The sequence below is a fragment of the Desulfocastanea catecholica genome, assembly GCF_054657295.1.
Window position 1 is genome coordinate 47,302 of the sequence record NZ_BAAHYZ010000018.1, and the last position, 25,060, is coordinate 72,361.

The window sequence follows — 25,060 nt, forward strand, 5'->3', positions numbered from 1 at the left end:
TTTTTTTGTGCCTTCGCATTAAAGCGCCTGCCCGGCCCCCTCATTCCAGCGTCCCCAGGTAGTTGAATGTCGACAGCTTGCCATAGCGGCCGGAGTTCGACAGCCGGTCGTTCAACTCCAGCAGTTCCCGCTTGGATTCGCTCCCACCGGAGATATCGACGACAACATATTTTATGCCCATCTCTTTCAATTCTTCGAGATACGGCAGCAGCGAAAAGGGTTTTTCCGGAAAGGTCTGGGTAAACCCTTCTTTTTTTCTGATGACATAGGGCTCATCTCTCGGGCTGAGGATCTGCCGCTCATACGGAAAATGATCGGGTGCAAGCCTTGAGGTATACAGGGCAGGAGCACCGTACACGGTAAGACCAAGCGGTATGCTTCGCCTCTTGCGGCCTGGCCCGGAGACACCCTCGCCTCCCCGGCAGCCGCGCAGCAGCTCCTGCAGGGCGGCACGATCCATCTCAATACCTGCCTGTGCGGCTTCAAGCCCGATGTCGCCGACCATGGCCACCGCCTGATTGTTGAGCAGATTCGCGGTGTAGTCACCAAAAAGGTGCGCCTTCTCCCCGGCAAAGAACAGCTTCTGGCTGAGATGGCCGAGTTGAAAACTTCGAAAGCCGGTACGCAGAAGCAGCTGAATCTGTTTGCGCACCCTGGCCAGATCATTTTCCATGATCAGGGGAGGAAGCGCCCAGGTGACCAGCCTGGCTTTTGCGCCAAGGGCCCCCTTCATCTTGCCGGCCTGGAGCACCGTCTGCTTGTTGAAACTGAGCAGATATCGATCGGGTGTAAAGGGCAGATCGCCCTGCAGCAATTTCAGCGAATCGGTTTTCAGCCACCATTCCAGGACCATTTTTTTTCTTACCGGTCGCAGGTGCGCCAACCTTTTTTTGGTAAGGCCCTGTATCGCACCTCTCCCGGCGACTTTTCCTGAAACTTTCTCTCTCTGTTCCGGCATCCCCGCCGTACCATCGACAGTACACACCTCGGCGACAATCCCCTTGATGGTACCGGCCAGCTGTTTTCTTTTGCCACTCAGCTCTCGGCCAACCTGTTCGGTCTGCAGCACCGTGCTGTTCAAGGAACCGAGGCGGAAGCCACCGTCAATTTTGTACACCTCGACATGTCCGGCGGTATCGGCCTGAAAATCGGGCGGCAACTCAATGGACACCTTGCTGCCCGGAGCGGCGCTTTGTTCCTGCTGACCGAGAACGAAGAGGGATTTCAAACGAAAGGCGGTCCGTTCTCCGGAGGGCTCGACATGGAGCCGAAGCCTGTCGCCGACGGCGAGGGCACCCTTGGTAACAAATTTACAGGTAAGCTGTTCTCCGGCCCTGCGGGTCACGGTAAAGCGGCCGAGATGCATGCCCATATTCCCCGAATGATGCACCGTTATTGCTTCCGCCGGCTGCGGGGTGAAAAAGTAGCCGCTGGAGGTCTTGCGACTCATCGCCTGTTCCGCCAGGACCTTCGCCTCGACAAGCGCACTCTCTTCATGCCCCGGCGCGGCATCGAGAACCTTCCGATAGGCCGCGACAATCGATTGCACATAGTGCGCCGAGCGCAGACGACCTTCAATTTTCAGCGAGGCGATACCCGCCTCCTTGAGAAAGGGGATTGCCTCGAGACCGGTAAGATCATTCATCGAGAAAAGGTAGCGACCAGAATCACCTTTTTGCGGCATGCTTCCGCCTTTGGCACCAGCACTTTTGCCCCGGGAGCTATAGGCGCGGCGGCACGGCTGGACACATCGGCCGCGCAGGCCGCTTTTCCCACCGAGATACGACGAAAACAGGCAGAGCCCGGAATAGGAGAAACACATGGCGCCGTGGATAAAAATCTCAATCTCCGTATCCCCTCTCCCGGCGCTGATGGTGCCGATTTCCTTGAGGGTCAGTTCCCTGGCGAGCACCACCCGTTCACAGCCAAGCTGCGCCTGAAAACGTACCCCGTCCGAGTTATGCACGGTCATCAGCGTCGAGCCGTGCAGCTTCAACTTCGGAAAATAGTCCCGTACCAGCCGGATCAATCCGAGATCCTGGACAATGAGGGCGTCAGGGCCCAGCTCCTGCAACAGGGCGAGGTTTTCAATAACCAGCGGCAGTTCTCTTTCCAGAAGCAGACTATTGGCAGCGACATAAAGCTTTTTATTCAGGCTGTGGCAATGACGGATCATCGCCCCGATCTCTTCAAGGCGCAGATCCCTGGCAAGATTTCTCGCGTTAAATCCAGGGGCTCCGACATAGACAGCATCGGCACCGCCGTCCAGAGCAGCGCCGAAGGTTTCAACGGTTCCCGCAGGGGCAAGCAGTTCCATGGCAGCCATCAGCTTTCAATGACCACTTCGCCGTCCGGACCGTCGGCATCAAGCAGGACCGAGATTCGTTCATTCGGCAGAATAGCGGTGTGCATGCCGGTAAAATCCGGCTGAATGGGTAATTCCCGGCCACCCCTGTCGACCAGGGCGGCAAGTTGAATGGAGGTTGGCCGACCGTAATCCATAATGGCATCCATGGCCGCCCGGATAGTTCGCCCGGTAAAAATCACATCATCGACCAGCACCAGATTGGTATTGTCGACATCAAAAGAAATGTCGGTGGTCTTCACTATCGGATTCTGGCTCATCAGGCTCCAGTCATCGCGATACAGGTTGATATCGAGCGAGCCGAAGGGTACCGGCAGGCCGCTCTGCTGTTCAATATACGCGTGGATTCTCCGGGCCACGTAGACGCCGCAGGTATGAATACCGACTATGGCCATGGCATCACCGCCAAGGTTTTTTTCCATGATCTGCAGGGAAATTCTCTGAATGGCCAGATCGATATCCAGAGACGACATAATGACACGTTTTTTCACACTCACAACTCCACCCTTTTCCAAAAAAATTCTACTCCCAGCTGGTCAACTCTATTGATCGCCTCGGGAAAGGCGACACATTCAATGGCAAAGACCATGTCGGCAATGGTGTCGGCATCATCTTCGTAGGCAATTTCGACACATTTCTGCAGGATAATCGGTCCTTCGTCATAGTTTTCATTGGCAAAATGCACCGTGCAGCCGGTGACGGTGCAGCCCCTTTTCTTCACCGCCTCATGCACATGATGGCCATAAAATCCATCGCCGCAAAAACTGGGGATCAACGAGGGATGAATATTGATGACCGCCCGGGCCAACTCGGCCGGCGGCGTATACAGTTTCAGATAGCCGGCAAGACAGATGATATCAATATCATAGTCCTGGAGGATCTCGTTGATACGCGCGTTATCGGCGGCATAAAAAGCGGGATAGCCGTATTTCGCGGCCTTCTTCAGGCCAAGCACATCGGCCACGTTGGAAATGACCACCTGGATCTCTCCGGCAAGACTGCCCTGGTGAATACGTTCATGAAAATTATCGAGGGTGCGTCCACTGCCGGACAATAAAACCGCCATCTTCAGCATGGTTCATTCTCCGGAGAAATAACGATTATTCTCTACATCGACCTTTTCCAGCCAGGTGGAGATGGCCGTATCGTAGGCCGCTGTCAGGGCAAAGACCTTTTTCATCAACCTAAACCGTGTTTTCAGGGTGGTATTGCCCAAGGCTTTGATCTCCTCGATGACCTGGCCATAGTCGGCAGGATCGACGATCACCGTGACATCGTGGAAATTTTTCGCCGCCGCCCGCAGCATCGTCGGACCACCGATATCAATATTTTCAATGGCATCGGCCAGGCTGCAGTGTGGATCGGCGACGGTCTTGGCAAAGGCGTAGAGATTGACGGCGAGAAGGTCGATGTTTTTCAAGCCATGCGCCGCGCACTGCTGCTGGTGCTCGCTGTTGGCTCTCTGGTTTAAAATACCGCCGTGCACCTTCGGATGCAGGGTTTTTACCCGGCCGTCGAGCATCTCCGGAAAGCCGGTGAACTCCGAGACATCCATGACCGCCAGCCCCGCGTCACGCAGTTTTTTTGCCGTGCCGCCGGTGGAAAGCAGCTCTATTCCCAAGGTTGCCAGTTCCGTCGCAAAACCTTCAATACCGGCCTTGTCGGTCAGGCTGATCAGTGCTCTTTCAATTCTTTGCATAGCTTACTCCTGTTCATCTTTTCTGGTGAAAGATTTTATTTTTCGCCGGTCGCGCTTGCTCGGTTTTTTCGCCGGTCCGGTATAGCCGCTTTGCGCCATCCGCCGAAGCTCCCGTTGCTCCTCACGGACCTTGATACTCTCGTCCGATTCGACATACAACAGGGCGGCTTCCTTAGCTGGTCGCCTGAACTTTGCCAGAGCCAGTACCGTGATGTGAAACTCCATGAAGCCAATGGTGATGCGCAGCTGATCACCCACTGAGACACTCCGGGCAGCCTTTGCCCGGTTGCCGTGCACATGTACTTTCCCGCCATTTACCGCAGCGGCGGCCAGGGAACGCGTTTTAAAAAAACGGGCAGCCCACAGCCATTTATCCAGTCTGCATGCTTCGTTATTGCTACCCATCGTCCAGACCCTCTAGCGGCAGTATCGATCAGTGGAATGAGAAAACGCGTAGAATACACCGATTTCAGCAGAAACGCATGAAAAATTGGGGTCACGGCAAGCCCGGAGCGGAAAAGAGTCTTGTCGAAGACAGTCAAAAAGGGTAAGTAACAAACGTCTTACTACAATCGACTATTGTGCGATTGCCTACGATGGAAGTAAAAACGTGTGACAGCGAACACTTCTCCGTGAATTTCATCTGAACAAGATTAATCGATTAAGCCTATGCATATTCAGACGGTTGGCCTGAAGGGTCTCAAGACGCCGGTTCGAGTGAAGGAAAAAAGCGGCAACCTGCAAAACACCATAGCGACGATTTCCATGCGGGCCCGTCTCTCAGAGAGCCACCGGGATAACTGTGTCGAGATATTCACCTCGGTTCTCAATGACTATCTCGGGGAACTTTCCGTCACCAGTTTTTCATCGATTCTCGCCCGACTGAAAGAAGATCTGCAGGCCAAGAGTGTTCGGCTGGAAATGACCTTCCCCTATTTTATCGACAAAAAGGCGCCGGTCAGCGACACCCACAGCCTGATGGAGTACGCCTGTGGGTTTTCCGGCGGCATCGGCGATGACGAAGGGTTTATCCTTTCCGTCTCCGTTCCGGTAACCACCCTGTGCCCGTGCTCGAAAGAGATCAGCGCCGGCGGCGCCCATAACCAGCGTGCAGAAGTGACACTCAATGTCAAATTCAACGACTTCATCTGGGCGGAAGATCTCATAGCGTTGATCGAGCAGTCGGCATCCTGCGAACTGTATGCCCTGCTCAAACGGCCGGATGAAAAATACGTCACGGAAAAGGCCTTCAACAATCCGATGTTCGTTGAAGATGTGGTCAGGAAGGTGGCGGTGCTGGCTCTCAGCGACCCGAGAATCACCTGGTTTTCCGCCGGGGTGGAAAGTTTCGAATCAATCCATAAACATAGCGCTTATGCCTATGTGGACAGCGACGAAATCAGATAAATCCCTTACTTTTTGGTACTGCCGAAGCCACTGAAACGCCTACGAAAGCTGCCGGACTCTTTTTCCCCGTCAAGCATCCGCCGCAGCATCTGCAGCTCCTTGCGGGCCAAGTTCAGTTCCTGTGCCAGCGCCTCCTGCTCGGGCAACGTCGCATTGTCGTAGTTTTTCTGCAGCGACTCGACCTTTTGCTGCGCCCGGTAAAGTTCCAGGGCCAGGGCTCGTATTGACATAATCTCCTCAAAATTTTCTCGAACATCCTCCTGGACAGGTTGCCAGGGTCGGCAGTTCACTTGCAGCCGGGCTCAGTCAATTTTCCGCAGCATTTCTTCTTTTTGCACCGCCGCTTTGACAATACGGAACACTTCGCGGTTATGGTTGTGCAGCCTGGTCTTAACATATTGAAAGACGGTCCGACGCAGGTCGCCTTCATCGACCGGATAGTGCCGCACAAAGGCATCAAGTTCCTCTCCCTGCCAATCCGGTTCCCAGATCATCCCCGCCTGCATGCACTCCTGCTGATCGGCAATGGCCTCATTGATGATCACATCACGTAAGCGTTCGACCTCCCGCTGCATTTTGGTATCTTTTAGCTTGGAGCCTTTTCGGTCGGCAAGAAAGTCGAAGATCTCATCGACGGAATCATCACGCATGACCTTAGCGAGATATTTAATCTGTCGCTTAAGTGCCCCGCCTTTCTGACCTCTGCAGTTGATGATCTCATCCTTAACAGTCTGGCCGATGGGCAGTTTTTTTAAATCCTTGTCCGACAGCTCCGCCAGTTCCGCAGCAGCGCCTTCCTCATCCTTAAAACGTCTTTTTTGTGCAGATTTACTTATTCTTTCGGTCATTATTGCTCATATGAAGAATTGATTAATTACTAACAGTGCAGACAAAAGGCCTTATTAGACGCCATCAGGGGGCCAGCCTGACTAGAGGTGCATCGTATTCCCTGGGCGGCTCCAGACCCAAAAGGATGCAGAGGGTTGCCGCGACGTTTGACAGTCCAGGGTTCTCCACCCCGGTCAGCTCGAACCTGTTGGCCCCGGAATAATCCTTGATGATAAAAGGCACCGGGTTCAGTGTATGGGCCACCATCGGGGTGATTCGGCCATTTTTTTTGGTCCACATGCAATCGGCATTGCCGTGATCGGCGGTGATGACCGCGATACCTCCGGCCTTTTCGACTGCCCGTAAAACACGCTGCAGACAGAGATCGACGGTTTCAACGGCGATGCGAATAGCGGGCACCACCCCGGTATGGCCAACCATATCGCCGTTAGGATAATTGAGACGAATAAACTTGTAGGCGCAGCTCTCTATCGCGCTGACCACCTTGTCGGTGATTTCGCCGGCTTTCATCCACGGCTTCAGATCAAACTCCACCTTGTCGGAGGTGATTTCTTCATATTTTTCCAGATCCTTGTCAATATACCCCGACCTGTTGCCGTTCCAGAAATAGGTAACGTGGCCAAACTTCTGCGTCTCGGATATCGCATAGGAGGTAATTTTCGTGCCGCACAGATACTGTCCCAGGGTGTTGTCGATGACCGGAGGTTCAACCAGATAATTTTTTGGTATCAGCGCGTCCCCATCATACTGCATCATACCGGCATAATACACCTGCGGCAGTCGAATCCTGTAAAATTCATGAAAATCCTCTTCGTCAAAGGCCCGGGAAATCTCGATGGCCCGATCGCCGCGAAAGTTAAAAAAGACCACGGCGTCACCGTCCTCGATGGTCCCGACCGGGCCCTGTTCATCAGCCACGACAAAAGCGGCCATATACTGATCGGTCATGTCCGGATCTTCCTCGTAATAGGCCCGCACCGCATCAGACGCCGCGGCAAAGGTGCGGCCGCGTCCCAGGACATGGGCCTGCCAGCCGTTTTCGACCACCTGCCAGTCGGCACCGTACCTGTCCATGGTCGTCACCATCCGTCCGCCCCCCGAGGCTATCCGGTAGTCGCGGCCATCAGCCGAGAGAGCAGCGAGTTTTCGCTCGAGCGGCTCGATATAGCGCAGAGCACTTTTTTGATCGACATCACGACCATCGAGCAGGGCGTGCACCCTGACCCTCGCAAAACTATCCGCCGCACACCGATCGAGTAAGGCATACAGCTGCTCGATATGACTATGGACATTGCCATCGGAAACAAGACCGATAAAGTGCACCGTTCCCCTGGAATGAGCGCGTTTGGTCACCTCCTGCCAGGCCTCGCCGCCAAAGATAGCCCCTGACTTGAGAGCGTCGTTGACCAGCCGTGCACCCTGAGAAAATACCCTCCCTGCGCCAAGCGCATTATGACCGACCTCGGAATTACCCATATCGCCATCGGACGGCAGGCCGACCGCCGTGCCGTGCGCCTTCAGTTGCACCATGAGCGGTTCCTGAAAAAGTTCATCAAGAACAGGGGTATACGCAACAAACACACCATCACTTTCATCCCGTGCGCCTATGCCCATACCATCCATGACCAGGGTTACCAGCGGACCGTTAAAGCTCTTATAGCCGGACAGAGGCGGCAATGTTTTTGTCGTCATTTTACATCCTTTCAGAAAAGTATAAGTGAAATAAGATTACTTTTTTATCTCACCGGCGTGAAAATTTGTTATACTTGTTTGTGGTTATCGGTCATCTTCGTGACTTGCCGAAGAGACTGTTTCATGTAAAAACAAAGACAATGTAACCACATACATTGTAAGCCAATTATACAGAAGATCAACACATATGAAAGATCAACTCCCTGTGCCGACGCTGAAGATGGCAGTAACCGGCGATGCCCTGCCCCTGTTTACCACTGTTTTACAGTCAGGCATAGAAATAAAGACGGCCCACGGCGAGACGCTGGGCAAATTTTTAAGCAATTTCCCCGGTTTTACCGCAAAATATCTGGCAGATACCGTGCAGACCATTTTCCTTAACGGCACCGCCGTTGACGACCTTTCGCTGCCGCTTACCGGAAGCAATCCGGTACTGGCACTGTCTGCGGCCATGCCGGGCCTTGCCGGAGCAATTTTCCGCAAAAATAGCTTCCATGCCGCTTTGCGCACCGACACGAAAACCTTACCTTCGGAATCTGAGCAGAAAAAGTCTATCTCCGTCACCCTGAAACTCTTTAACAGCATCGCCAGAGATCGAGGCGTGGATTTATTGAAGACAGGTCTCTGCCTGCAAAGCGAGCAGTTGGCCACCTTTCTCACCAGCAGACCGCACCTCGCGCAGCACATCGTCCGCATACAATTTGCAGACAAAGAAATAGCGTACCAAGAACTGCTTGCTGTTCTTGGTAAAACATCCAGGGTTAATCTCAACATAGTCGGCACAAATGGGTGATCAAATGGGTGATCAAATGGTTGAAAAATCACCTACCAAAGACATGCTCGGCCGCAGTGGTTTGCTGCCTGTGGACGAGGCACTGCATATTCTCCTCGATCACCTGACCGGCATCAGAACCGCAAGCACCAGCATCCCGCTCACCGAGGCCCTTGATCGAGTCACGGCGGAACCGATTCTCTCGCCGGAAGACCTGCCCGCCCAGGTGCGGTCGACCATGGACGGCTACGCCGTACGGGCGGCGGACACCTTCGGCGCCAGTGAATCGATGCCCTGCTATCTGAACATCACCGGCGAGGTGCTGATGGGTACGGCACCCGGCGGTGATGTGCAGAAAGGCTGTTGTTTTAAAATCCCCACCGGAGGCCTTCTGCCCGCCGGCGCCGACAGTGTGGTCATGCTGGAACATAGTGTGCCGGTCGACGAAACGATGATCGAGATCATCAAAGGGGTCGGGTCCGGGACCAATCTCATCCAGAAAGGAGAGGATATCGCCAGGGGCGAGATGGCGCTGGCCGGCGGTCACCTGCTTCGCCCCCAGGACATCGGCCTGCTTGCCGGGCTGGGCATTACTGAAGTCCGGGTGACTGAAAAAGTCCGGGTCGGTATTCTCTCCACCGGGGACGAAATAATCGCCCATACCGCAAGCCCTAAAGCCGGACAGATCCGCAATATCAACGCCCTGGCCCTGGCCGGAGTGATCAGCCGCGCCGGAGGCATCGCCCGCGACTACGGCATCGTCTCGGACCAGAAAGAAATCTTCCTGCCGGCCATAAGAACAGCCATCGAAGAAAATGATCTGGTCCTTTTTTCCGGCGGCAGTTCCGTCGGCGTCAGAGACCTTGGCGAACAGGTGGTCGAAGCACTCGGTCCACCGGGTATTCTCGTGCATGGCGTTACCCTGAAGCCAGGTAAACCCGTGTTGATCGGCCAAAGCGGCAGTACACCGATATTTGGTCTGCCCGGTCATCCGGTCTCCGCCCTGGTCTGCTTTGATTTTTTTGTCAAACCGGCGATCGAGCAGCTTTCCGGTCGTGTACTGCGGCCGAAACTGCCAGGCCCCTACATCATGGCCGGTTTAACCCGCAATATCAACTCCGCACCGGGCAGGCTCGATGTGGTCCGGGTAAAAATGATACAAGAAAATGACTCCTGGCGTGCCGAACCTGTTCTCGGCAAATCGGGTTCTATCTCCACCCTTTCTCGCTCCGACGGCTACTTTCTCATCGACGAGGACAGCCAGGGGGTCACGGAAAACACCGCCGTCAAGGTCTATCTCTACACATGAGCAGAATGAACACAATGAGCCAGCGAAACATTTACGTCAGCAACAAACCCCTTTCGGCAGCAAAAGAGGTATGGCAGGCAGCCCTTGAAAAACACGGATTTTACTCAAGAGATCCGCTGGAAACAATCGCGGTTGACGACAGCCTCGGCAGAATCACCGCCAAGCCGGTGTTCGCCCTGCGCTCGTCTCCCTCGTACAATGCCGCGGCCATGGACGGTATAGCCGTCCATTTCAGTGACCTGACCGGGGCCAGCGAGGCCAAACCACTTCGTCTCGGCCCGGGCAAATTTATCCCGGTCAATACCGGCAATGCCATCCCCGAAGGCTTCAATGCGGTGGTGATGATCGAAGACGTGCATTATGTCAGCGACACCGAGGTCGAGCTGCACATGCCGGCCACCCCGTGGCAGCATGTGCGGACCATCGGCGAGGATATCGTCGCCACCGAGCTCATCCTTCCCGAAGGCCATAGAATCAGGGCCATCGATCAAGGGGCGATGCTCGCCACCGGGGTGACTGAAATCTCGGTACGGCGGCCGCCGAAGGTCCATGTCATCCCGACCGGCAGTGAGCTCATCCAGCCGCACCAGCAGCCCAAAGCCGGCCAGATCATCGAGTTCAATTCGCGCATCCTTGCCGGCTACTTAAATGAATGGGGGGCGGATGCCGACCGTGGTTTACCGGTTGTCGATGATCCCGAGCTGCTAAAAAGAGCCCTGCTTACCGCCGCAGACGAAAATGATCTGGTAATTCTCAATGCCGGGGCCTCGGCCGGCACCCGTGACTACAGTGCCAAGGTGCTCGCCGAAATAGGCGAAGTGATCGTCCACGGCGTAGCCATCAAACCCGGGAAACCGGTGATCCTGGCGATGATCGGCGATACCCCGGTCATCGGTCTGCCGGGCTATCCGGTGTCGGCGCTGTTGACCATGCGCATCTTTGTCCGGGAGATGATTTCCCTTTTTCTCGGCCAGGGGTTGCCGCAGTCGGACTATGTCGAGGCGACCCTGTCCAGACCGCTGCATTCGGCCATGGGTGTCGATCAATTCATCCGCATCACCCTTGGCCGGGTGGGTGACACGCTTATGGCGACCCCCTCCGGCAAAGGTGCCGGGGCGGTGATGTCGCTGGTTCGTGCCGACGGGCTGCTGACTGTCCCCTCCGGCTGCGAAGGGATCGGCGCCGGCGAGAAGGTGCAGGTCGAGTTATTGCGACCGCAGACCGAAGTAGACGCCACCCTGGTCTGCATCGGCAGCCATGACAATATCCTCGATCTGCTGGCCAACCACCTGCACAAACAGCGGCCTATCGTGCGCATCTCTTCGGCCCATGTCGGCTCAATGGGCGGCATAATGGCCATAAAACGCGGCGAGGCACACATTGCCGGTACCCATCTGCTCGATGAACAGACCGGTGAGTACAACATCAGTTTCCTCCAGCGTTTTCTCAAAGGCATCCCCCTGCAGTTGATCAATCTCTGCCACCGCGAACAGGGCTTGATCGTCGCCCAGGGCAATCCTAAAAATATCCGGGGCTTTCAAGATATCGCCAAAGAAAAATATACCTTTATCAACCGACAAAACGGCGCCGGCACCCGACTGCTGACGGACAAGGTTCTCCGGGACGAAAACATAGCTCCTTCGGAGATTATCGGCTACGACCACGAAGAATATACCCACATGAGCGTCGCCGCCTCTGTCGCCAACGGCAGTGTCGACTGCGGCCTGGGCATCCGCGCCGCCGCCAATGCCTTAGGCCTCGATTTTGTGCCCATCGCCCTGGAACGCTACGACCTGATTGTCCCGGGCCGACATCTGCACGACAGCAAGGTCGTCAGCGTCCTTGAACTGATCCGCAGCAGCACCGCCTTCCATGCGGCGATCCTCGCTCTTGGCGGCTATGATCTGCGGGATTGCGGCAAAGTGATGTACGAGCAATAACGCCATCATAGCGGGAAAACATATTTATGCAGATAACAGTAAAACTCTTCGCGTACTTTCGCGACAACCGGTTCAAGATTGAGCAGCGAGAACTCAGCGAAGGCACCACCGTGGGCGACATTGTCGATTCACTCGGCATCGATCGCCAGGAAGTCGGTGTGTTGATGATCAATTCCCGGCATACGGAATTCGACGTGCAGCCGATCGAAAACGATGTCCTGGCCATTTTCCCGGTTATCGGCGGGGGCTGAGAGGGTGTACACGATTTAGGAGACTGAATGGAGAAAGAATCCGGGAAAAATAAATTTTCCGAATTACGTAAAAAGGCCCAGGCTTTTCTGGCGAGCAATCCAGAAAAGGCGGACGTGTACCGAGCGGATATCCGTCAACTGGTCCACGAACTCGACACCTACCAGATCGAACTGGAACTGCAGAACGAAGATCTGCGCACCGCCCAGCAGGAATTGGAAAAAGCCCGCCGCCGCTATGCCGATTTCTACGATTCTGCCCCGGTTGCCTTTATAACCGTCAACGACAAAGGCTTGATTGTCGAGGCAAACCTGACCGCCGGAGATATGCTTGGGATGGCCAGAGGACAGTTGCTCAACCGACCATTGTCCGACTTTATCTTCCCGGATGATCAGGATATATTTTATCTCCACTGGAGAAAACTGCTGGAGACGCGTCGGCAGCAATCCTATGACCTTCGCCTGCAGAGAAGTGATGGAACGCTGTTCCATGGCCTGGTAGAGACCGTGGCACATTCAGCAGGTTGCGACCTCTCTGCCCAGTTCCGCATCGTTATCAGCGATATTTCCATCCGCAAGGAGGCCGAACTGGCCAAACTTCGCCGCATGAAAAACCGCTATCGGGCCATTGTTATGGATCAGAGGGAGATGATCTGCCGCTTTGATCCCCAGGGCAGAATTACCTTTGTCAATGATGCCTATTGCCGACATTTCGGGGTCAACCATCAGGACATACTCGGCACCAACTTCATGCCTGCTGTTCATCAAGACGACCTGCCGCTTGTCGAGGATCATTTCAAGAATTTGACACAATTTAAGCCGGATAAGACCATTGAACATCGGATGCACATGCCGGACGGAAAGATACATTGGCAGCAATGGTGCGGCAGAGCTCTTTATGATAAGGCAGGGCAGATTATTGAATATCAGGCGGTCGGCAGGGATATTACAGAGCTGAAAGAAGCCGAGGAAAAATTGCAGAAAGAGGTTCACCTTCGGCAACTTTTCATGGACGCCCTGCCCTGTGTCGCTCTTCTCCTTGAATACCATAGCCGCCGGATAGTTGCCTCCAACAAGGCCGCCATAGCTGTTGGGGCCGTACCAGGCGAACATTGCTATGCAAGCTGGGGACAAAGCGAGTCCCCCTGTTCCTGGTGCCAGGCCCAGAAGCTCTGGCAAAACGGTATGGCCCAGCATTCTCAGTTCTGGGGGAAGGGCATTTACTGGGATGCCTACTGGATACCGGTCGGCGAAGACCTCTATCTCCATTATGCCTTTGATATCACAGAAAAACAAATGGACAAGGATGCCTTAAAAAAAGCATATGATGAGCTGGAGCTACGGGTTGCCGAACGTACTCTCCAGCTGCAGGAATCGCACACCCAGCTGCTCCATTCCGCAAAACTTGCCGCCATCGGCAACCTGTCCGCCTCCATCGCCCATGAGTTCAACAATCCCCTGCAGAGCGTCATGACGATTATCAAGGGAATATCGCGGTACGTTGCCCTGGAAAAAAATGAAGAAGAACTCGTCGCCCTGGCCCTGCAGGAATGCCACAGGATGAAAAATCTTATCGCCGACTTACGGGATTTCTTCCGACCGACTTCCGACAAACCCAGGCTGGTTGACCTGCATGCTGCTCTTGACGCCCTCCTGCTGCTCAGCAAAAAAGACTTTCACATGCGTAACATTAGCGTGGTGAAAAAATATGGCGGCAATCTTCCCCCGATCATGGCGGTTGGCGACCAGCTGAAACAGGTTTTTCTTAATCTTCTCAACAATGCCGCCGATGCCTGCGAAGGCGGCGGCGTTATCACCATCAGCACCGAAGCATGCGACAGGGACAACGTTGCCGTCCATATTGAAGATGACGGCACCGGCATACGTTCAGCCGATATGGTGCATATCTTCGAGCCATTTTTTACCACCAAACCGAAACCGAAAGGTACCGGCCTTGGTTTACCCGTCAGTTACGGCATTATAAAAAATCATGGCGGTCGTATAGAGGTAACCAGTGCAGGGAATAAAGGGTCACGATTTTCCGTGTTTCTGCCCATCGAGAGTGTACATAATGCCCAATAAATCAATACTGCTCGTTGATGACGAAGAAATCATTCTGGCCTCAATCGGCTGGATTCTTGAAAAAAATAAATTCACGGTAACCACGGCAAAAAATGGCTGGGAAGCCATAGACATTCTCCGGGAAAGACCTTTCGACCTGGTTATTACCGATCTGATAATGCCCATGGGTGATGGCATAGCGGTGCTCAAGCAGGCCAAAAGCCTCAATTCCGATATCGGTGTTATCATCCTGACCGGGCATGGCGGTGTCCCCTCCGCCGTCGAGGCCCTCAAACTGGGGGCTGATGATTACCTGCTGAAGCCCTGCGATACCGATGACCTGCTGAACAAGGCACGGCACAGCTTTGAAAAACAGGACCTGGTGGCCAAACTGCGCGACCGGAATGTGCGGCTGAGCAACGAGATAATCGCCCGTAAGGCCACCGAGCTGCAACTCCAGCAAGCGCGTGCCGATCTGGAACAACAGGTCGCGGCAAGGACAGCAGAGTTAACCGATACCGTGCTGGAGTTGCAAAACGTCTTAGAAAGATTACTCATGCGAGAAAAGGAATTACAGGAAACAAACCGCGAACTCCTGGACACCAACACCGCCTTGAATGTCATGCTGAAGAGAAGGGACCAGGAGCATGACTTCATCAGAAAGGAAATTGCCGAAAAAACCGTGGAGATGGTCCTCCCTCTGCTGAAAAAAGCCCAAAACAAAGTGTCCGGCCCGGCCAAAGATTATATGCAGACCGCGCAGGCAAATTTACTCGATGTTTTCTCAATGCACCCGCATGATACCGTGCTGACAAATGCCAGGCTGGCCCCAAGGGAACTGCAGGTTGTCCACTATATCCGCCAGGGCAAAACATCAAAAGAGATTGCCGATCTGTTAAACCTTTCCGTGCGAACCATAGAATCCTATCGCGAAAACATCAGGAAAAAACTGAGGATTAAAAACCAGAAAAAAAACCTCAAAAAATTCATTACTTCCATTCGTTAACCCGGTGTTTCATTACCGTATTTTTTCAGCAATTACCGCATTGCCTTTCCCGCCCATATAACCCATTCTTTACCGCAGAATACGCTGAAATGTCTGTCAGGTCAGCACCGTCCCCCTCCCAAAGGAGTATGCTAAGAAATATCATAACGCCGCTTTTTCCTATGGGTTAAATTTTACGGTAACGAAGAATCAGGTGGGGAATCAGTGAAAAATCTTACTGCAGCAGCCATGCATCGCGATGCAATCAACCAAGCAGCAGAGAGTGATAATGGCCCGCAAAGCCTGTTTGTTTACCAGAAAAACCTGTTCAAGGGTGAAGATATTATTCAACATAATTCCTCCAGCCATTCCTCTGGGCAGAAACGGAAATCAACCAGGCTCCAGGTCAAAGGCATAGTGGCGCTGACCAGTTTTGCCAAACCGGTTGTCACCAACATTTATGACATTGCCCCTGACGGTGTATCTTTTTTACATGCCAACGCGTGGGATATCTGCAGTAATCAATTCAAGATGGATATTCTCATCTTTGACAACCACAGTGACTCGGAATATTTCATCAGTCACGTCACGGGACGGGTTACATCAAGGAAACTGGTTACCGACCTGAAAAGCAACAAGCCGGTCTGGTTATTCGGTGTTGAGTTTATAGATTTTGACAGTGCAAAACAGGAGATGCTGCAAACATTCTGCAGTCGGGCACAAAAACCAACCGATCGACTTCTCGGCGAATATATACCGTCAAGATCCTATGATTCCTGATAAGGAAGATGTTCGTGGCGGACGGGAGAGATCTTGTCCAAACAAAGGAAACATCATTTAACGAGGAGGAAACGTTATGTTTGATCTACTGCCGTTTAAACGTCAAAGCGCGGTACCGAATGTTTTATCAGAGATGGACGAAATGCTGAAAAAGATGTGGTACGGTTTTCCCTTTCATAACCTGGAGGAAGACATGGATATCGGCTGGAGTCCACGCCTTGATGTGAGCGAGACGGACAATGGCATGGAAATTGTCGCCGACCTGCCGGGGATGGATAAAAAAGACATTAATGTCTCCCTTGAAGACAACCTGCTGACCATCAAGGGGGAAAAGAAAGAAGAAAAAGAGCGTAAAGATAAGCACTACCACACCATTGAGCGGCGCAGCGGATCTTTTTACCGGGCCATTAGGCTCCCGGTCGAGGTCGAAAAAGACAAGGTCGAAGCGTCGTTCAAGGATGGTGTACTGACTCTTCGCCTGCCTAAATCGAAAGAGGCGAAGAAAAAAGTTGCCCAGATAGAAATAAAATAGGTTGTCGTGAGCGGTGTCAGGGGGGCAGGAACAGATGAACCGCAAGGCAGAGCGCTATCAACTGTGTGGCTGGATCCTTTTTATTACCTGTGCGCTTCTTTTCATCGCTGAAAGCTTTATCAACAGGCAGCCACTCCTCTTCATCGGCAGTCTCATTTTTTTACTGGCCTGCCTCCTTTTTCTTGTTCCGTTGATTGACACTCTCAGAAACGGCAAGGACCGAGGTAAAAACTCTACTGGGGGTAAACCGTGAGGGTAATCCACAAAATTATCGTGCCGATAGACTTTCTGCAACATACCGAACAACTTGTGGAATATGCTGTGTACATTGGAGAAAAATTTCATGCCGGCCTGCATTTCATCCACATCATAGAACCGCCGCATTACTACGGAGACTATGAATATCCTTCTCTTGGCGTATATGCCGCCGAGATGGGGAAACATGCCGAAAACAAGATGAAACAATTTGTCGAGAAATACCGCAACAGCTGTTCAGAATGTGAGGGTAAAATTGTCCAGGGGAATATCGCAGATTCCATTATCAAATACGCCAAAGACCAAGAAGCCGACCTGATCATTATCGGAACCCATGGCAGGAAAGGACTGGAAAAAATGTGGCTGGGAAGCGTTGCCGAGCGAGTAATTAAAAGCGCACCGTGTCCGACACTTACGTGCAATCCCTACAAGTAACATTACAATTAACATTGGCAGTGAAGTTGGCAACAAGAGTAACCATTAATCAACAGGAGTATTACTAATGCCGGAAGGAAAAGTGAAGTGGTTTAACGATGCAAAAGGGTATGGTTTTATTGAGCAGGATGGCGGTGGAGATATCTTTGTGCACCATACCGCAATTCAGGCCGTTGGGTTCAAATCTCTCACCGAGGGAGAGCGTGTCAGTTTTGATGTCAAAGTCGGCCAGAAAGGCCCGGCTGCAGACAAGGTCGTAAAGCTTTGATACATCAGCCACTGATGTTTTCGTTGGCAATGTTGCACAAAACATCAGTGGCATGTCGGGACCGACTGTGGTCCCTGTTGTCCCTTGTCTCAAATTTTTTACCATCATGAGGTCAAGAAATGCACAGCAAGGCTGTTCTGCTGGTCGATGACGAACGACCTATTCTACAATCTCTTGGCAACTATCTGAAGAGAAATGCTTTGTATGTGAAATCTGCGCTGAGCGGCGAAGATGCTCTGGCGGAATTTCATACCACTTCTTTCGACCTGGTGATAACCGATCTGGTCATGACCGGTATCAATGGCATAGGACTCCTGAAAAAGATAAAGACATTCAATTATGAAACAGGGGTGTTCATCCTCACCGGGCATGGCAATATGGACCGGGCGATTGAAGCTTTTCGTTGCGGTGCCGATGACTTCATTGAGAAACCATGTGATGCGGAAGAACTGGTGTTGAGGATGGATCGTTTCTTTATCAAGCAGGAAGCGCTCAGAAAAATCAAAATTTACGAAAAATTTCTGCCGATTTGCATGTACTGCAAAAAAATCCGCGACGACAGCGGCACCCAGAAAGGAAAGGGAAAATGGATGCGCATCGAGGAATACCTCTGTCAAAAATGTGGCGCTGACCTGACCCACGGCTGCTGCCCCGAATGCTTTGCGATGCACAAAATTGATTGACGCAAGCCATTCTCGGTCAAGCTCCTGGACGTGCGCACCGCATCGAGGAATCTATTCCCACGCCCTCAAGTTTAAACTGAGGATAGAGACGGGAGAATGCGCAAAAATCTTCTCCGACGTCGTGCCGTACATATAGTCCTGAAAATTTGTCCGCCCTTTGGAGTTGACGACAATAAGATCAGCGTCCTCCTCATCGACAACCTTGAGAATTTCCTCAAATGGTACGCCGCCCCTGATGATGACCCTGGTCGGAATCTGGTTCGGCACCCATTTCGCCAGCAGATCGTGCATATTTTTGGTTCGCCTCCTCGTCTCATCAAGGATAAACTTATCCAATGAAAACACGCAGAGGTGATCGTCGTCAAACTCCTTCTGGATAGATTCAAATAACCTCTTGTTAATAATATTTACCGCGACAATCTCTGCCGAGTTTCGTTCGGCGATTCCTGCGGCACATTCAAGAATCTTTGGAGAATAGACGGAAAAATCGATGGCGGCGACAATTCGCTGTATAGTTTTCATTATAGTTCCTCCCGATTATCGCTTTCGGCTGAATCGTTCCCGGTTTCTGACGCTGAGAACCGGAACAGTTGAGTGCCTGAACACTTTCTCCGCATTGGACCCAAAAAGAGTGCCGATAAGATTGCTTTTCCCTTTACTGGCAATGACGACAAGATCTATTTTTTCGGCTATTATAGTCTTCAATATGGCATCAAAAGGGATGCCGACGTCGATAAGAATGCTCATTCGTGCCGTATCTTCCGGAAAATGTTTTTTGATCATCTCTTCGATTGCCTGCTGCCGTTCCGCTTTTACCCGCTCCAGGTATTTTTCGACCTTGAACCCCCCAGGAAAATGGGTGCCGACATTTTTCAGGTAATCAATATCCCTGCTGTCGATAACATTAAACAGCATAATTTCCGCCGTTAATCCTCGCACAATTGCCACGGCGTTTTCGACGGTCATCCTTGAGTAGTCGGACAAATCGACACAAGCCATAACCTTATTTATCTCTTTCATATCATCCTCCCCTCCAGGCCTTCATCTATATTGCCTGTTTTACCTTTTGGCAGCCGTACAATAAACACCGAGCCTTTTCCCGGCTCACTCTCCACTACTATCCTTCCGCCATGCTGACGAACAATGGCGCGGGATGCCGCCAGTCCAAGGCCATGGCCACAGATATCCTCTTGCGATTCTACCCGGTAGAAGGCATCAAAGATGTAAGGAATTTCTTCAGCTTTGATTCCCCTGCCCTGGTCCTGAAAAGAAATGATTATCTCGGTAGCCGTTTCTCTTGTATTGATGGTTATTTCAGATTGTCTCGGTGAATATTTTATGGCGTTATCAATAATATTGCTAAATACCCGAAAGAGGCGGTTTGCATCGGCCTTTATCGGCGCAAGCGAGCCGCCGCCAAGCGACAGTGCGATATTTTTCTCCTCGGCCATCAGCTGATGCATGGCTATCACCTGCTGCAGAACATTTTCAACGTCGGTCTTGCCCAGTTCCAGCTGAATTTGCCCGCTCTCCATGCGGCAATACTCAAGAAACTCGCTGACCATTGATTCGAGACGTTGTTCCGTCTCGTCCATCACCTTGAGATACATGCGCAACTTTTCATTCTTCTGACAAATTTTCTCCTTTTTCAGCCTGGCAATCAAACCACTGATCCCAATCAGGGGGGATTTCATGTCGTGGACGATCATGGAGAAAAAATTGTTTCTTTCGCGATCTCTTCTTTTTTGACGGGAAATATCCTCAATAACTGCCAGATAACCAATAAATGCATTGTCCTCATTGAGAACAGAAGCAGCACTGATTTTAATGGTAATATGCTCCCCGTGGCGATTGGTCATTTCCGTCTCCAATTCTGCCGATGGCATATTCTCGTTCCCTCCTGTCTGGAGCGGACAGGCATGTGCACAGAGACTGCTGTTCAATATTTCATAACACGGTCGTCCTATTGCTTCCCTTCTGGAATATCCAGTCAATTTCTCTGCCTGGCTGTTAAAGGAGTTGACCTTGAAATCGTAGTCCAAGGTCACAATGGCCACCGGGATACTGTCTAAAATTAACCGATAGAATTGATTGTTTAATCTGGTGGCCATGTGGTTTTTCCTGAAATATATTCAGCGTCCTGGTTTATCCGATAATTTTCGGACTTAAAATTTTACCCTCTACTTGAACCAATGCAACCCCCGGCAATGCACTCACTGGTTTTTCGATTTCCGCAGTAAAAATCTTTCTGAGCGGAGAGGTCGCGAATCATACCGACCTCAAGACCGTTTACTTTACAATAACATCTTTTTCTCTGTATGACTGTGAGAAAAACCAGATAGGATCCGTTAATAAATAATCTTGCCGTTTTGCCCGGTTCAAAACAGTTCTTTATGCCGTTCCAGCTGCGCCGTTGAAGCCATGTTATTATTTTACCTGGAAGAGTATGTAAAACCAAAATAACAAAAAAATACCCCTCGAACAAATTGAAAGAATGACTATTTTAGAAAGATAAATTGTTAGCCTTAACTGTGCATCAATTATTATCTCTAAGTGCCGGTAAAGAAATGAAAAAAAAATCTTTCGTAATGTGAAGCAGGGCATAAGGTTACGTCAGGCAAGAGAGGCATATGACAGCTTCAAGGAATTGTCATTACCGAATGATCCGATCAAAATTTACCGAGGAGGTTCTAGATGAAAGAAATCAAGAGAATTGTCGTTCCCGTGGACTTCTCCAAAATCACTGCAAAACTCATTGATTACTCTACCTACATGGCAGAAAAGCTGTCGGCGACCATTCATTTCATCCATGCTGTCACCTATATGACGGGGGATGCCATGATAGGCGCGCCTTTTGCGGTGGAGTATGAGGCAAAAATGCTCGCTGATGCACAGACAAAAATGGCGAATCTTCTTGAAGACAACAGGGAGAAGGCCCCAGGTTGTACCGGAGAGGTAGTCGTCGGTGACCCAGTGGATACAATTGTTGATACCGCCAAGGGCAAGGAGGCGGATTTGATCATTATCGGCACCCACGGCACCAAGGGACTGGAAAAGATCCTGCTTGGCAGTGTTACGGAACGAGTCCTGAAACGAGCACCCTGTCCGGTACTGACCATGAATCCCTACAAAATCACCTAAAAAACAGAGCCCTGGACAAACAAAAAGGCAGCCCCACCTCGTGAGTGGGACTGCTTTTTTCTGCTGTTATGTTCTGTCTTGTATGGCCAGCTTTTTATGACCGGCGAAGGTCCTCTCTCTACATCAAGCCGCTGAAAAAATCATTGCCTTTGTCATCGACCAGGATAAAAGCAGGAAAGTTAACAACCTCAATCTGCCACACCGCTTCCATGCCGAGTTCAGGGTAATCGATGCATTCGACCTTTTTAATATTTTCTTCGGCAAGAATCGCCGCAGGTCCACCAATCGAGCCGAGATAAAAGCCGCCATGTTTTTTACAGGCGTCGGTGACCTGCTGCGACCGGTTGCCCTTGGCAATCATCACCATCGAACCGCCATGTGACTGGAGCAGATCGACATAGCTGTCCATGCGCCCGGCCGTGGTCGGACCAAACGATCCGGATGGTTTGCCGACGGGAGTTTTCGCCGGCCCGGCATAATAGATCGGATGCTTCTGCAGATACTCGGGCAGAGCCGCCCCGCTATCGAGAATTTCCTTGAATTTGGCATGGGCAATATCACGGCCGACGATAATGGTCCCGCTGAGCAGGAGCATAGTGCCGACCGGATGTCTGGTCAGTTCAGCCAAGACCTCCGGCATAGGTCGATTGAGGTCAAGCCGCACGCCATGCTCGTGTTTGACGCGATATTTTTCAGGGATCAGCCGGCCAGGGGCGGTATCGAGTTCTTCGAGCCAGAGGCCGTCTTTATTGATTTTCGCCTTCATATTTCGATCGGCCGAACAGGAAACCCCCATGCCGACCGGACAGGATGCACCGTGGCGGGGCAGACGCACCACCCGGACATCATGGGTGAAATATTTGCCGCCGAACTGTGCGCCGATACCGAGATTTTGGGCAGCCTGCTGCAGCTTGCCTTCGAGCTCGACATCGCGGAAGGCGCGCCCATGCTCATTGCCGGAAGTCGGCAGCGCATCATAATATTTCGCCGAGGCCAGTTTCACTGTTTTCAGGTTGGTTTCGGCACTGGTTCCGCCGATAACAAACGCCAGATGATAGGGGGGACAGGCAGCGGTGCCAAGGGTTTTCATCTTCGCCACCAGAAAAGCCTCAAGGGTCTGCGGATTAAGAAGGGCTTTGGTTTCCTGGAAAAGATAGGTCTTATTAGCGCTCCCGCCCCCCTTGGCAATGAAGAGAAATTTATATTCCGAGCCCGGCGTGGCATACAGATCGATCTGTGCCGGCAGGTTTGTCCCGGTGTTTTTTTCCTGGTACATGTCCAGGGCAACCGTCTGGGAGTAGCGCAGGTTTTCTTTGGTATAGGTCAAAAAGACGCCCTTGGACAGCGCCTCGGCGTCGTTGCTTCCGGTCCAGACATTCTCCCCCTTTTTGCCCATGATAATCGCCGTACCGGTATCCTGACAGAGGGGCAATTCAAATTGAGCGGCGACTTCGGCATTTTTCAAAAAGGCCAGTGCGACGCCTTTTTCGTTTGCTGAAGCGGCCGGATCATCGAGAATCCTGGCGACCTGCTCGTTGTGGGCGGAACGGAGCAAAAAGGAGACATCTTTCATTGCCGCCTGGGCAAGGGTTGTCAGCCCTGCCGCATCAATTTTCAGAATTTCCCGACCATCCCATTGCTCCGTACTGACAAAAGTTTCAGAACCTGCAATCTTTCGGTACTTCGTCTGATCCTCTCCGAGTGGAAAAGGCTCCTGATAGGTAAAGTCAACCATGTTCGTCACTCCTCACTTCATCATTATATCATCATTACAGGTAGAAAATGCCCAATAAACAGCCATTTCCATCGACATCAACGTACACAGGACAGGTTATTGTCATGTGCGGCAGCTTGCATTTTTTTATTAAAGAGGCTTTTTGCAGTTTATTGAAGTATTATATTTTCAATATACAAAAATCAGGTCGAGACTCCGGACTATCTGGCCCCGGTAAACGGGAACCAAGCCGGGATTCTTTTCAATACCCCCTGCAGGGGTGCTCTGTTCAGTACCCCCTTAAGGCACTGAAAGAGGAAGCCAGTTTACTGTATCCAGCTCTAAAGGCAAAGGATTTCCCCGGCACCAGCAAAGATGGTTCTGTTTATCCCTGGCGGCAAGGCGCTGAAACGTATGTCTCAATAGCATAAGTGATTGATATGGATCAGACTCTCAAACAGCAGGTTCTCGGTTATATCCTGGAGACGGGCAGTGACGAAACACTGACGAGAAAGTTGCATGAACTGCACACAGTGAAAGGTGCCGCAGTTTATCAGACTTTTTTCAAACTGCTCGCCGGGATCGATATCCCCCAGGAAACGAGTGAAGAACACTGGGACAAGGCCCTGAAGCATCGACTGGAAATGATGCAGCTCGTGGGAAGAAATATCGATATGACCACCGCACTCAGCGACTATCTGCAAAACGCCACCATTTTTTTAAATCACCCGCGCCTTATCGAGGCGGGTTATTACGAAAATGTTTTGCATGAAACCATCCACGACAAACTTACCGGACTGTTTAATCGCCCATATTTTGACGAAGCGTACAGTCAGCAGATTTCTCTGGCCAGACGATACCACGACGACTTTGCCATCCTTTTTCTCGATATCGACAACTTCAAGGATATCAATGACAGCTACGGTCATGCCGCAGGAGATGAAGCCCTTAGACAGATAGGTGAAATTATTAACCAGCAGAAACGAGACAGTGACATCGCCGCCCGTTATGGCGGTGAGGAATTCGTTCTGCTCCTGACGCATACGGACAATATCAGTGGCTATATTTTTGCTGAACGACTTCGCCTGGCAGTGGAGAACCTGAAAATCTATTATCACGACCAGTGCATGAAAATAACCATCAGTGGTGGTATCGCCTCTTTCCCCTTCAATTCGGACAACCCCGAACAGTTGCTGCAGATGGCCGATAATGCCGTCTATTTTTCCAAAGGGGCCGGCAAAAACCGAATATCCCATTTCAAGAAAGAGAAAAGACGCTATCTTCGGGTAAAAATTCATCAGCCGATCCTGGCCAAAGAGCTTGATTTCAGCAATTCTGAGACCTTTTCCGGCACCAGCAAGGATATTTGTGTTGGCGGAATACTCTTTGAAAACGATGCACCGTTGCCTCTCGGGGCGCTGATCAAGGTCAAGGTTGCGGTAAGTAAGGGGCCGCCGATGCTCCTGATCGGCACCGTGGTTCGAGTAGAATCCCAAGAGAACGGCCAATACGATATCGGCATGACCACCTCCTTTAAAGAAATGGATAAAATCGCCAACAACGAGATCGGCAGTATTCTCCGCAGCGAAAACCTGCCTTAAAGGTCGCCATATTATAAATAGTGTTCCTGATATCACGAGAAGAAGCCATGAAAACGACTCATGTCATAGTGGAAGGGCGGGTTCAGGGTGTCTGTTTCAGAGATTATACCTGCAGACAGGCGCGCCAGCTGAACCTGTGCGGCTGGGTGCGCAACAGAGACGACGGCACGGTGGAAGCACTCTTCACGGGTGGTGAGAGTGATGTGACAGCCATGCTCGAATGGCTTTGGCAGGGATCGCCGGGATCACGAGTTGATGCTGTCCGCAGCCGGGACGTCGCCTCGGAAGATGCCTCTCCCACCTTTGAAATCCGCTATTAAAACA

Annotated in this window: 28 protein-coding genes and 1 pseudogene; 17 read left to right on the plus strand and 12 right to left on the minus strand. The window is 51.7% G+C overall.

Annotated elements, in window-relative coordinates; translation table 11 throughout:
- Window positions 1-40 precede the first annotated feature (40 nt).
- The 5 genes and pseudogenes from ACYQ8U_RS15915 to ACYQ8U_RS15935 form a co-directional block, all read right to left on the minus strand.
- Complete coding sequence (locus tag ACYQ8U_RS15915) at window positions 41-2,326, minus strand: peptidase U32 family protein (protein ID WP_459946541.1); 2,286 nt, start codon at window positions 2,324-2,326, stop codon at window positions 41-43.
- Window positions 2,326-2,856, minus strand: a complete 531-nt coding sequence (gene pyrR, locus ACYQ8U_RS15920) for a bifunctional pyr operon transcriptional regulator/uracil phosphoribosyltransferase PyrR (RefSeq protein ID WP_459946542.1) — start codon at window positions 2,854-2,856, stop codon at window positions 2,326-2,328. Before pyrR ends, ACYQ8U_RS15915 begins: the two co-directional genes overlap by 1 nt.
- 2 nt (window positions 2,857-2,858) lie before the next feature.
- On the minus strand, window positions 2,859-3,440 hold the full coding sequence (gene purN / locus ACYQ8U_RS15925) for a phosphoribosylglycinamide formyltransferase (protein ID WP_459946543.1): 582 nt from the start codon (window positions 3,438-3,440) through the stop codon (window positions 2,859-2,861).
- 48 nt (window positions 3,441-3,488) lie between these two features.
- A pseudogene (locus ACYQ8U_RS15930) lies at window positions 3,489-4,064 on the minus strand (IMP cyclohydrolase); the annotation flags it as partial.
- Window positions 4,065-4,067: 3 nt separating this feature from the next.
- Window positions 4,068-4,469 (minus strand): RNA-binding S4 domain-containing protein, encoded by a 402-nt coding sequence (locus ACYQ8U_RS15935; protein ID WP_459946544.1) that lies wholly within the window; start codon window positions 4,467-4,469, stop codon window positions 4,068-4,070.
- A gap of 264 nt (window positions 4,470-4,733) precedes the next feature.
- Between ACYQ8U_RS15935 and folE2 the strand changes: the two genes are divergently transcribed.
- Entirely contained in the window at window positions 4,734-5,471 is a 738-nt protein-coding gene (folE2, locus tag ACYQ8U_RS15940; protein ID WP_459946545.1) for a GTP cyclohydrolase FolE2, read from the plus strand.
- A gap of 5 nt (window positions 5,472-5,476) precedes the next feature.
- Here folE2 and ACYQ8U_RS15945 read toward each other — a convergent pair whose 3' ends face one another.
- The 3 genes from ACYQ8U_RS15945 to gpmI form a co-directional block, all read right to left on the minus strand.
- Entirely contained in the window at window positions 5,477-5,701 is a 225-nt protein-coding gene (locus ACYQ8U_RS15945) for a hypothetical protein (RefSeq protein ID WP_459946546.1), read from the minus strand.
- A 72-nt stretch (window positions 5,702-5,773) separates the two neighbouring features.
- Window positions 5,774-6,319, minus strand: a complete 546-nt coding sequence (locus tag ACYQ8U_RS15950; RefSeq protein ID WP_459946547.1) for a DarP family protein — start codon at window positions 6,317-6,319, stop codon at window positions 5,774-5,776.
- Between the two features lie 64 nt (window positions 6,320-6,383).
- On the minus strand, window positions 6,384-8,012 hold the full coding sequence (gene gpmI / locus ACYQ8U_RS15955; RefSeq protein WP_459946548.1) for a 2,3-bisphosphoglycerate-independent phosphoglycerate mutase: 1,629 nt from the start codon (window positions 8,010-8,012) through the stop codon (window positions 6,384-6,386).
- Between the two features lie 187 nt (window positions 8,013-8,199).
- Here gpmI and ACYQ8U_RS15960 point away from each other — a divergent pair, with 187 nt between their 5' ends.
- From ACYQ8U_RS15960 to ACYQ8U_RS16015, 12 genes are all read left to right on the plus strand, one after another.
- Window positions 8,200-8,805, plus strand: coding sequence for a hypothetical protein (locus ACYQ8U_RS15960; RefSeq protein ID WP_459946549.1), 606 nt, complete (start codon window positions 8,200-8,202; stop codon window positions 8,803-8,805).
- Window positions 8,806-8,809: 4 nt separating this feature from the next.
- Window positions 8,810-10,093 (plus strand): molybdopterin molybdotransferase MoeA, encoded by a 1,284-nt coding sequence (locus ACYQ8U_RS15965; protein WP_459946550.1) that lies wholly within the window; start codon window positions 8,810-8,812, stop codon window positions 10,091-10,093.
- Between the two features lie 14 nt (window positions 10,094-10,107).
- Entirely contained in the window at window positions 10,108-12,033 is a 1,926-nt protein-coding gene (locus ACYQ8U_RS15970; protein ID WP_459946551.1) for a molybdopterin biosynthesis protein, read from the plus strand.
- Between the two features lie 26 nt (window positions 12,034-12,059).
- Window positions 12,060-12,284, plus strand: coding sequence for a MoaD/ThiS family protein (locus tag ACYQ8U_RS15975; RefSeq protein ID WP_459946552.1), 225 nt, complete (start codon window positions 12,060-12,062; stop codon window positions 12,282-12,284).
- Window positions 12,285-12,311: 27 nt separating this feature from the next.
- Window positions 12,312-14,363 carry a sensor histidine kinase gene (locus ACYQ8U_RS15980; protein WP_459946553.1) on the plus strand — a complete coding sequence of 684 codons (2,052 nt, stop codon included), beginning with the start codon at window positions 12,312-12,314 and terminating at the stop codon, window positions 14,361-14,363.
- On the plus strand, window positions 14,353-15,348 hold the full coding sequence (locus tag ACYQ8U_RS15985) for a response regulator (RefSeq protein ID WP_459946554.1): 996 nt from the start codon (window positions 14,353-14,355) through the stop codon (window positions 15,346-15,348). Before ACYQ8U_RS15980 ends, ACYQ8U_RS15985 begins: the two co-directional genes overlap by 11 nt.
- A gap of 204 nt (window positions 15,349-15,552) precedes the next feature.
- On the plus strand, window positions 15,553-16,107 hold the full coding sequence (locus tag ACYQ8U_RS15990) for a hypothetical protein (RefSeq protein WP_459946555.1): 555 nt from the start codon (window positions 15,553-15,555) through the stop codon (window positions 16,105-16,107).
- Window positions 16,108-16,183: 76 nt separating this feature from the next.
- Window positions 16,184-16,639: an Hsp20/alpha crystallin family protein gene (locus ACYQ8U_RS15995; protein ID WP_459946556.1), complete on the plus strand. Its 456-nt coding sequence runs from the start codon at window positions 16,184-16,186 to the stop codon at window positions 16,637-16,639.
- Window positions 16,640-16,673: 34 nt separating this feature from the next.
- Window positions 16,674-16,892: a hypothetical protein gene (locus ACYQ8U_RS16000; RefSeq protein ID WP_459946557.1), complete on the plus strand. Its 219-nt coding sequence runs from the start codon at window positions 16,674-16,676 to the stop codon at window positions 16,890-16,892.
- A complete protein-coding gene (locus tag ACYQ8U_RS16005; protein ID WP_459946558.1) occupies window positions 16,889-17,329 on the plus strand; it encodes a universal stress protein in 441 nt (146 codons plus the stop codon). The genes ACYQ8U_RS16000 and ACYQ8U_RS16005 overlap by 4 nt, the downstream gene beginning before the upstream one ends.
- 67 nt (window positions 17,330-17,396) lie before the next feature.
- A complete protein-coding gene (locus tag ACYQ8U_RS16010; RefSeq protein WP_459946559.1) occupies window positions 17,397-17,597 on the plus strand; it encodes a cold-shock protein in 201 nt (66 codons plus the stop codon).
- A gap of 119 nt (window positions 17,598-17,716) precedes the next feature.
- Window positions 17,717-18,280 carry a response regulator gene (locus tag ACYQ8U_RS16015; RefSeq protein ID WP_459946560.1) on the plus strand — a complete coding sequence of 188 codons (564 nt, stop codon included), beginning with the start codon at window positions 17,717-17,719 and terminating at the stop codon, window positions 18,278-18,280.
- A 51-nt stretch (window positions 18,281-18,331) separates the two neighbouring features.
- Here the strand turns inward: ACYQ8U_RS16015 and ACYQ8U_RS16020 are convergent, their stop codons facing one another.
- The 3 genes from ACYQ8U_RS16020 to ACYQ8U_RS16030 are packed head-to-tail and all read right to left on the minus strand — an operon-like array spanning window position 18,332 to window position 20,391.
- Window positions 18,332-18,802: a universal stress protein gene (locus tag ACYQ8U_RS16020; protein ID WP_459946561.1), complete on the minus strand. Its 471-nt coding sequence runs from the start codon at window positions 18,800-18,802 to the stop codon at window positions 18,332-18,334.
- A 15-nt stretch (window positions 18,803-18,817) separates the two neighbouring features.
- Window positions 18,818-19,300, minus strand: a complete 483-nt coding sequence (locus ACYQ8U_RS16025; RefSeq protein WP_459946562.1) for a universal stress protein — start codon at window positions 19,298-19,300, stop codon at window positions 18,818-18,820.
- On the minus strand, window positions 19,297-20,391 hold the full coding sequence (locus ACYQ8U_RS16030; protein ID WP_459946563.1) for a PAS domain-containing sensor histidine kinase: 1,095 nt from the start codon (window positions 20,389-20,391) through the stop codon (window positions 19,297-19,299). The genes ACYQ8U_RS16025 and ACYQ8U_RS16030 overlap by 4 nt, the downstream gene beginning before the upstream one ends.
- A gap of 583 nt (window positions 20,392-20,974) precedes the next feature.
- Between ACYQ8U_RS16030 and ACYQ8U_RS16035 the strand changes: the two genes are divergently transcribed.
- Window positions 20,975-21,421, plus strand: coding sequence for a universal stress protein (locus ACYQ8U_RS16035; RefSeq protein WP_459946564.1), 447 nt, complete (start codon window positions 20,975-20,977; stop codon window positions 21,419-21,421).
- Window positions 21,422-21,539: 118 nt separating this feature from the next.
- Here the strand turns inward: ACYQ8U_RS16035 and ACYQ8U_RS16040 are convergent, their stop codons facing one another.
- Window positions 21,540-23,156, minus strand: a complete 1,617-nt coding sequence (locus ACYQ8U_RS16040) for a fumarate hydratase (RefSeq protein WP_459946565.1) — start codon at window positions 23,154-23,156, stop codon at window positions 21,540-21,542.
- Between the two features lie 47 nt (window positions 23,157-23,203).
- On the opposite strand from ACYQ8U_RS16040, the gene ACYQ8U_RS16045 reads away from it, so the two are divergent.
- From ACYQ8U_RS16045 to ACYQ8U_RS16055, 3 genes are read left to right on the plus strand one after another with little or no spacing between them, the layout of a single operon-like run.
- A complete protein-coding gene (locus ACYQ8U_RS16045) occupies window positions 23,204-23,566 on the plus strand; it encodes a hypothetical protein (protein ID WP_459946566.1) in 363 nt (120 codons plus the stop codon).
- A gap of 9 nt (window positions 23,567-23,575) precedes the next feature.
- Entirely contained in the window at window positions 23,576-24,736 is a 1,161-nt protein-coding gene (locus tag ACYQ8U_RS16050; RefSeq protein WP_459946567.1) for a diguanylate cyclase, read from the plus strand.
- A gap of 47 nt (window positions 24,737-24,783) precedes the next feature.
- Window positions 24,784-25,056, plus strand: coding sequence for an acylphosphatase (locus ACYQ8U_RS16055; RefSeq protein ID WP_459946568.1), 273 nt, complete (start codon window positions 24,784-24,786; stop codon window positions 25,054-25,056).
- Window positions 25,057-25,060: the final 4 nt, after the last annotated feature.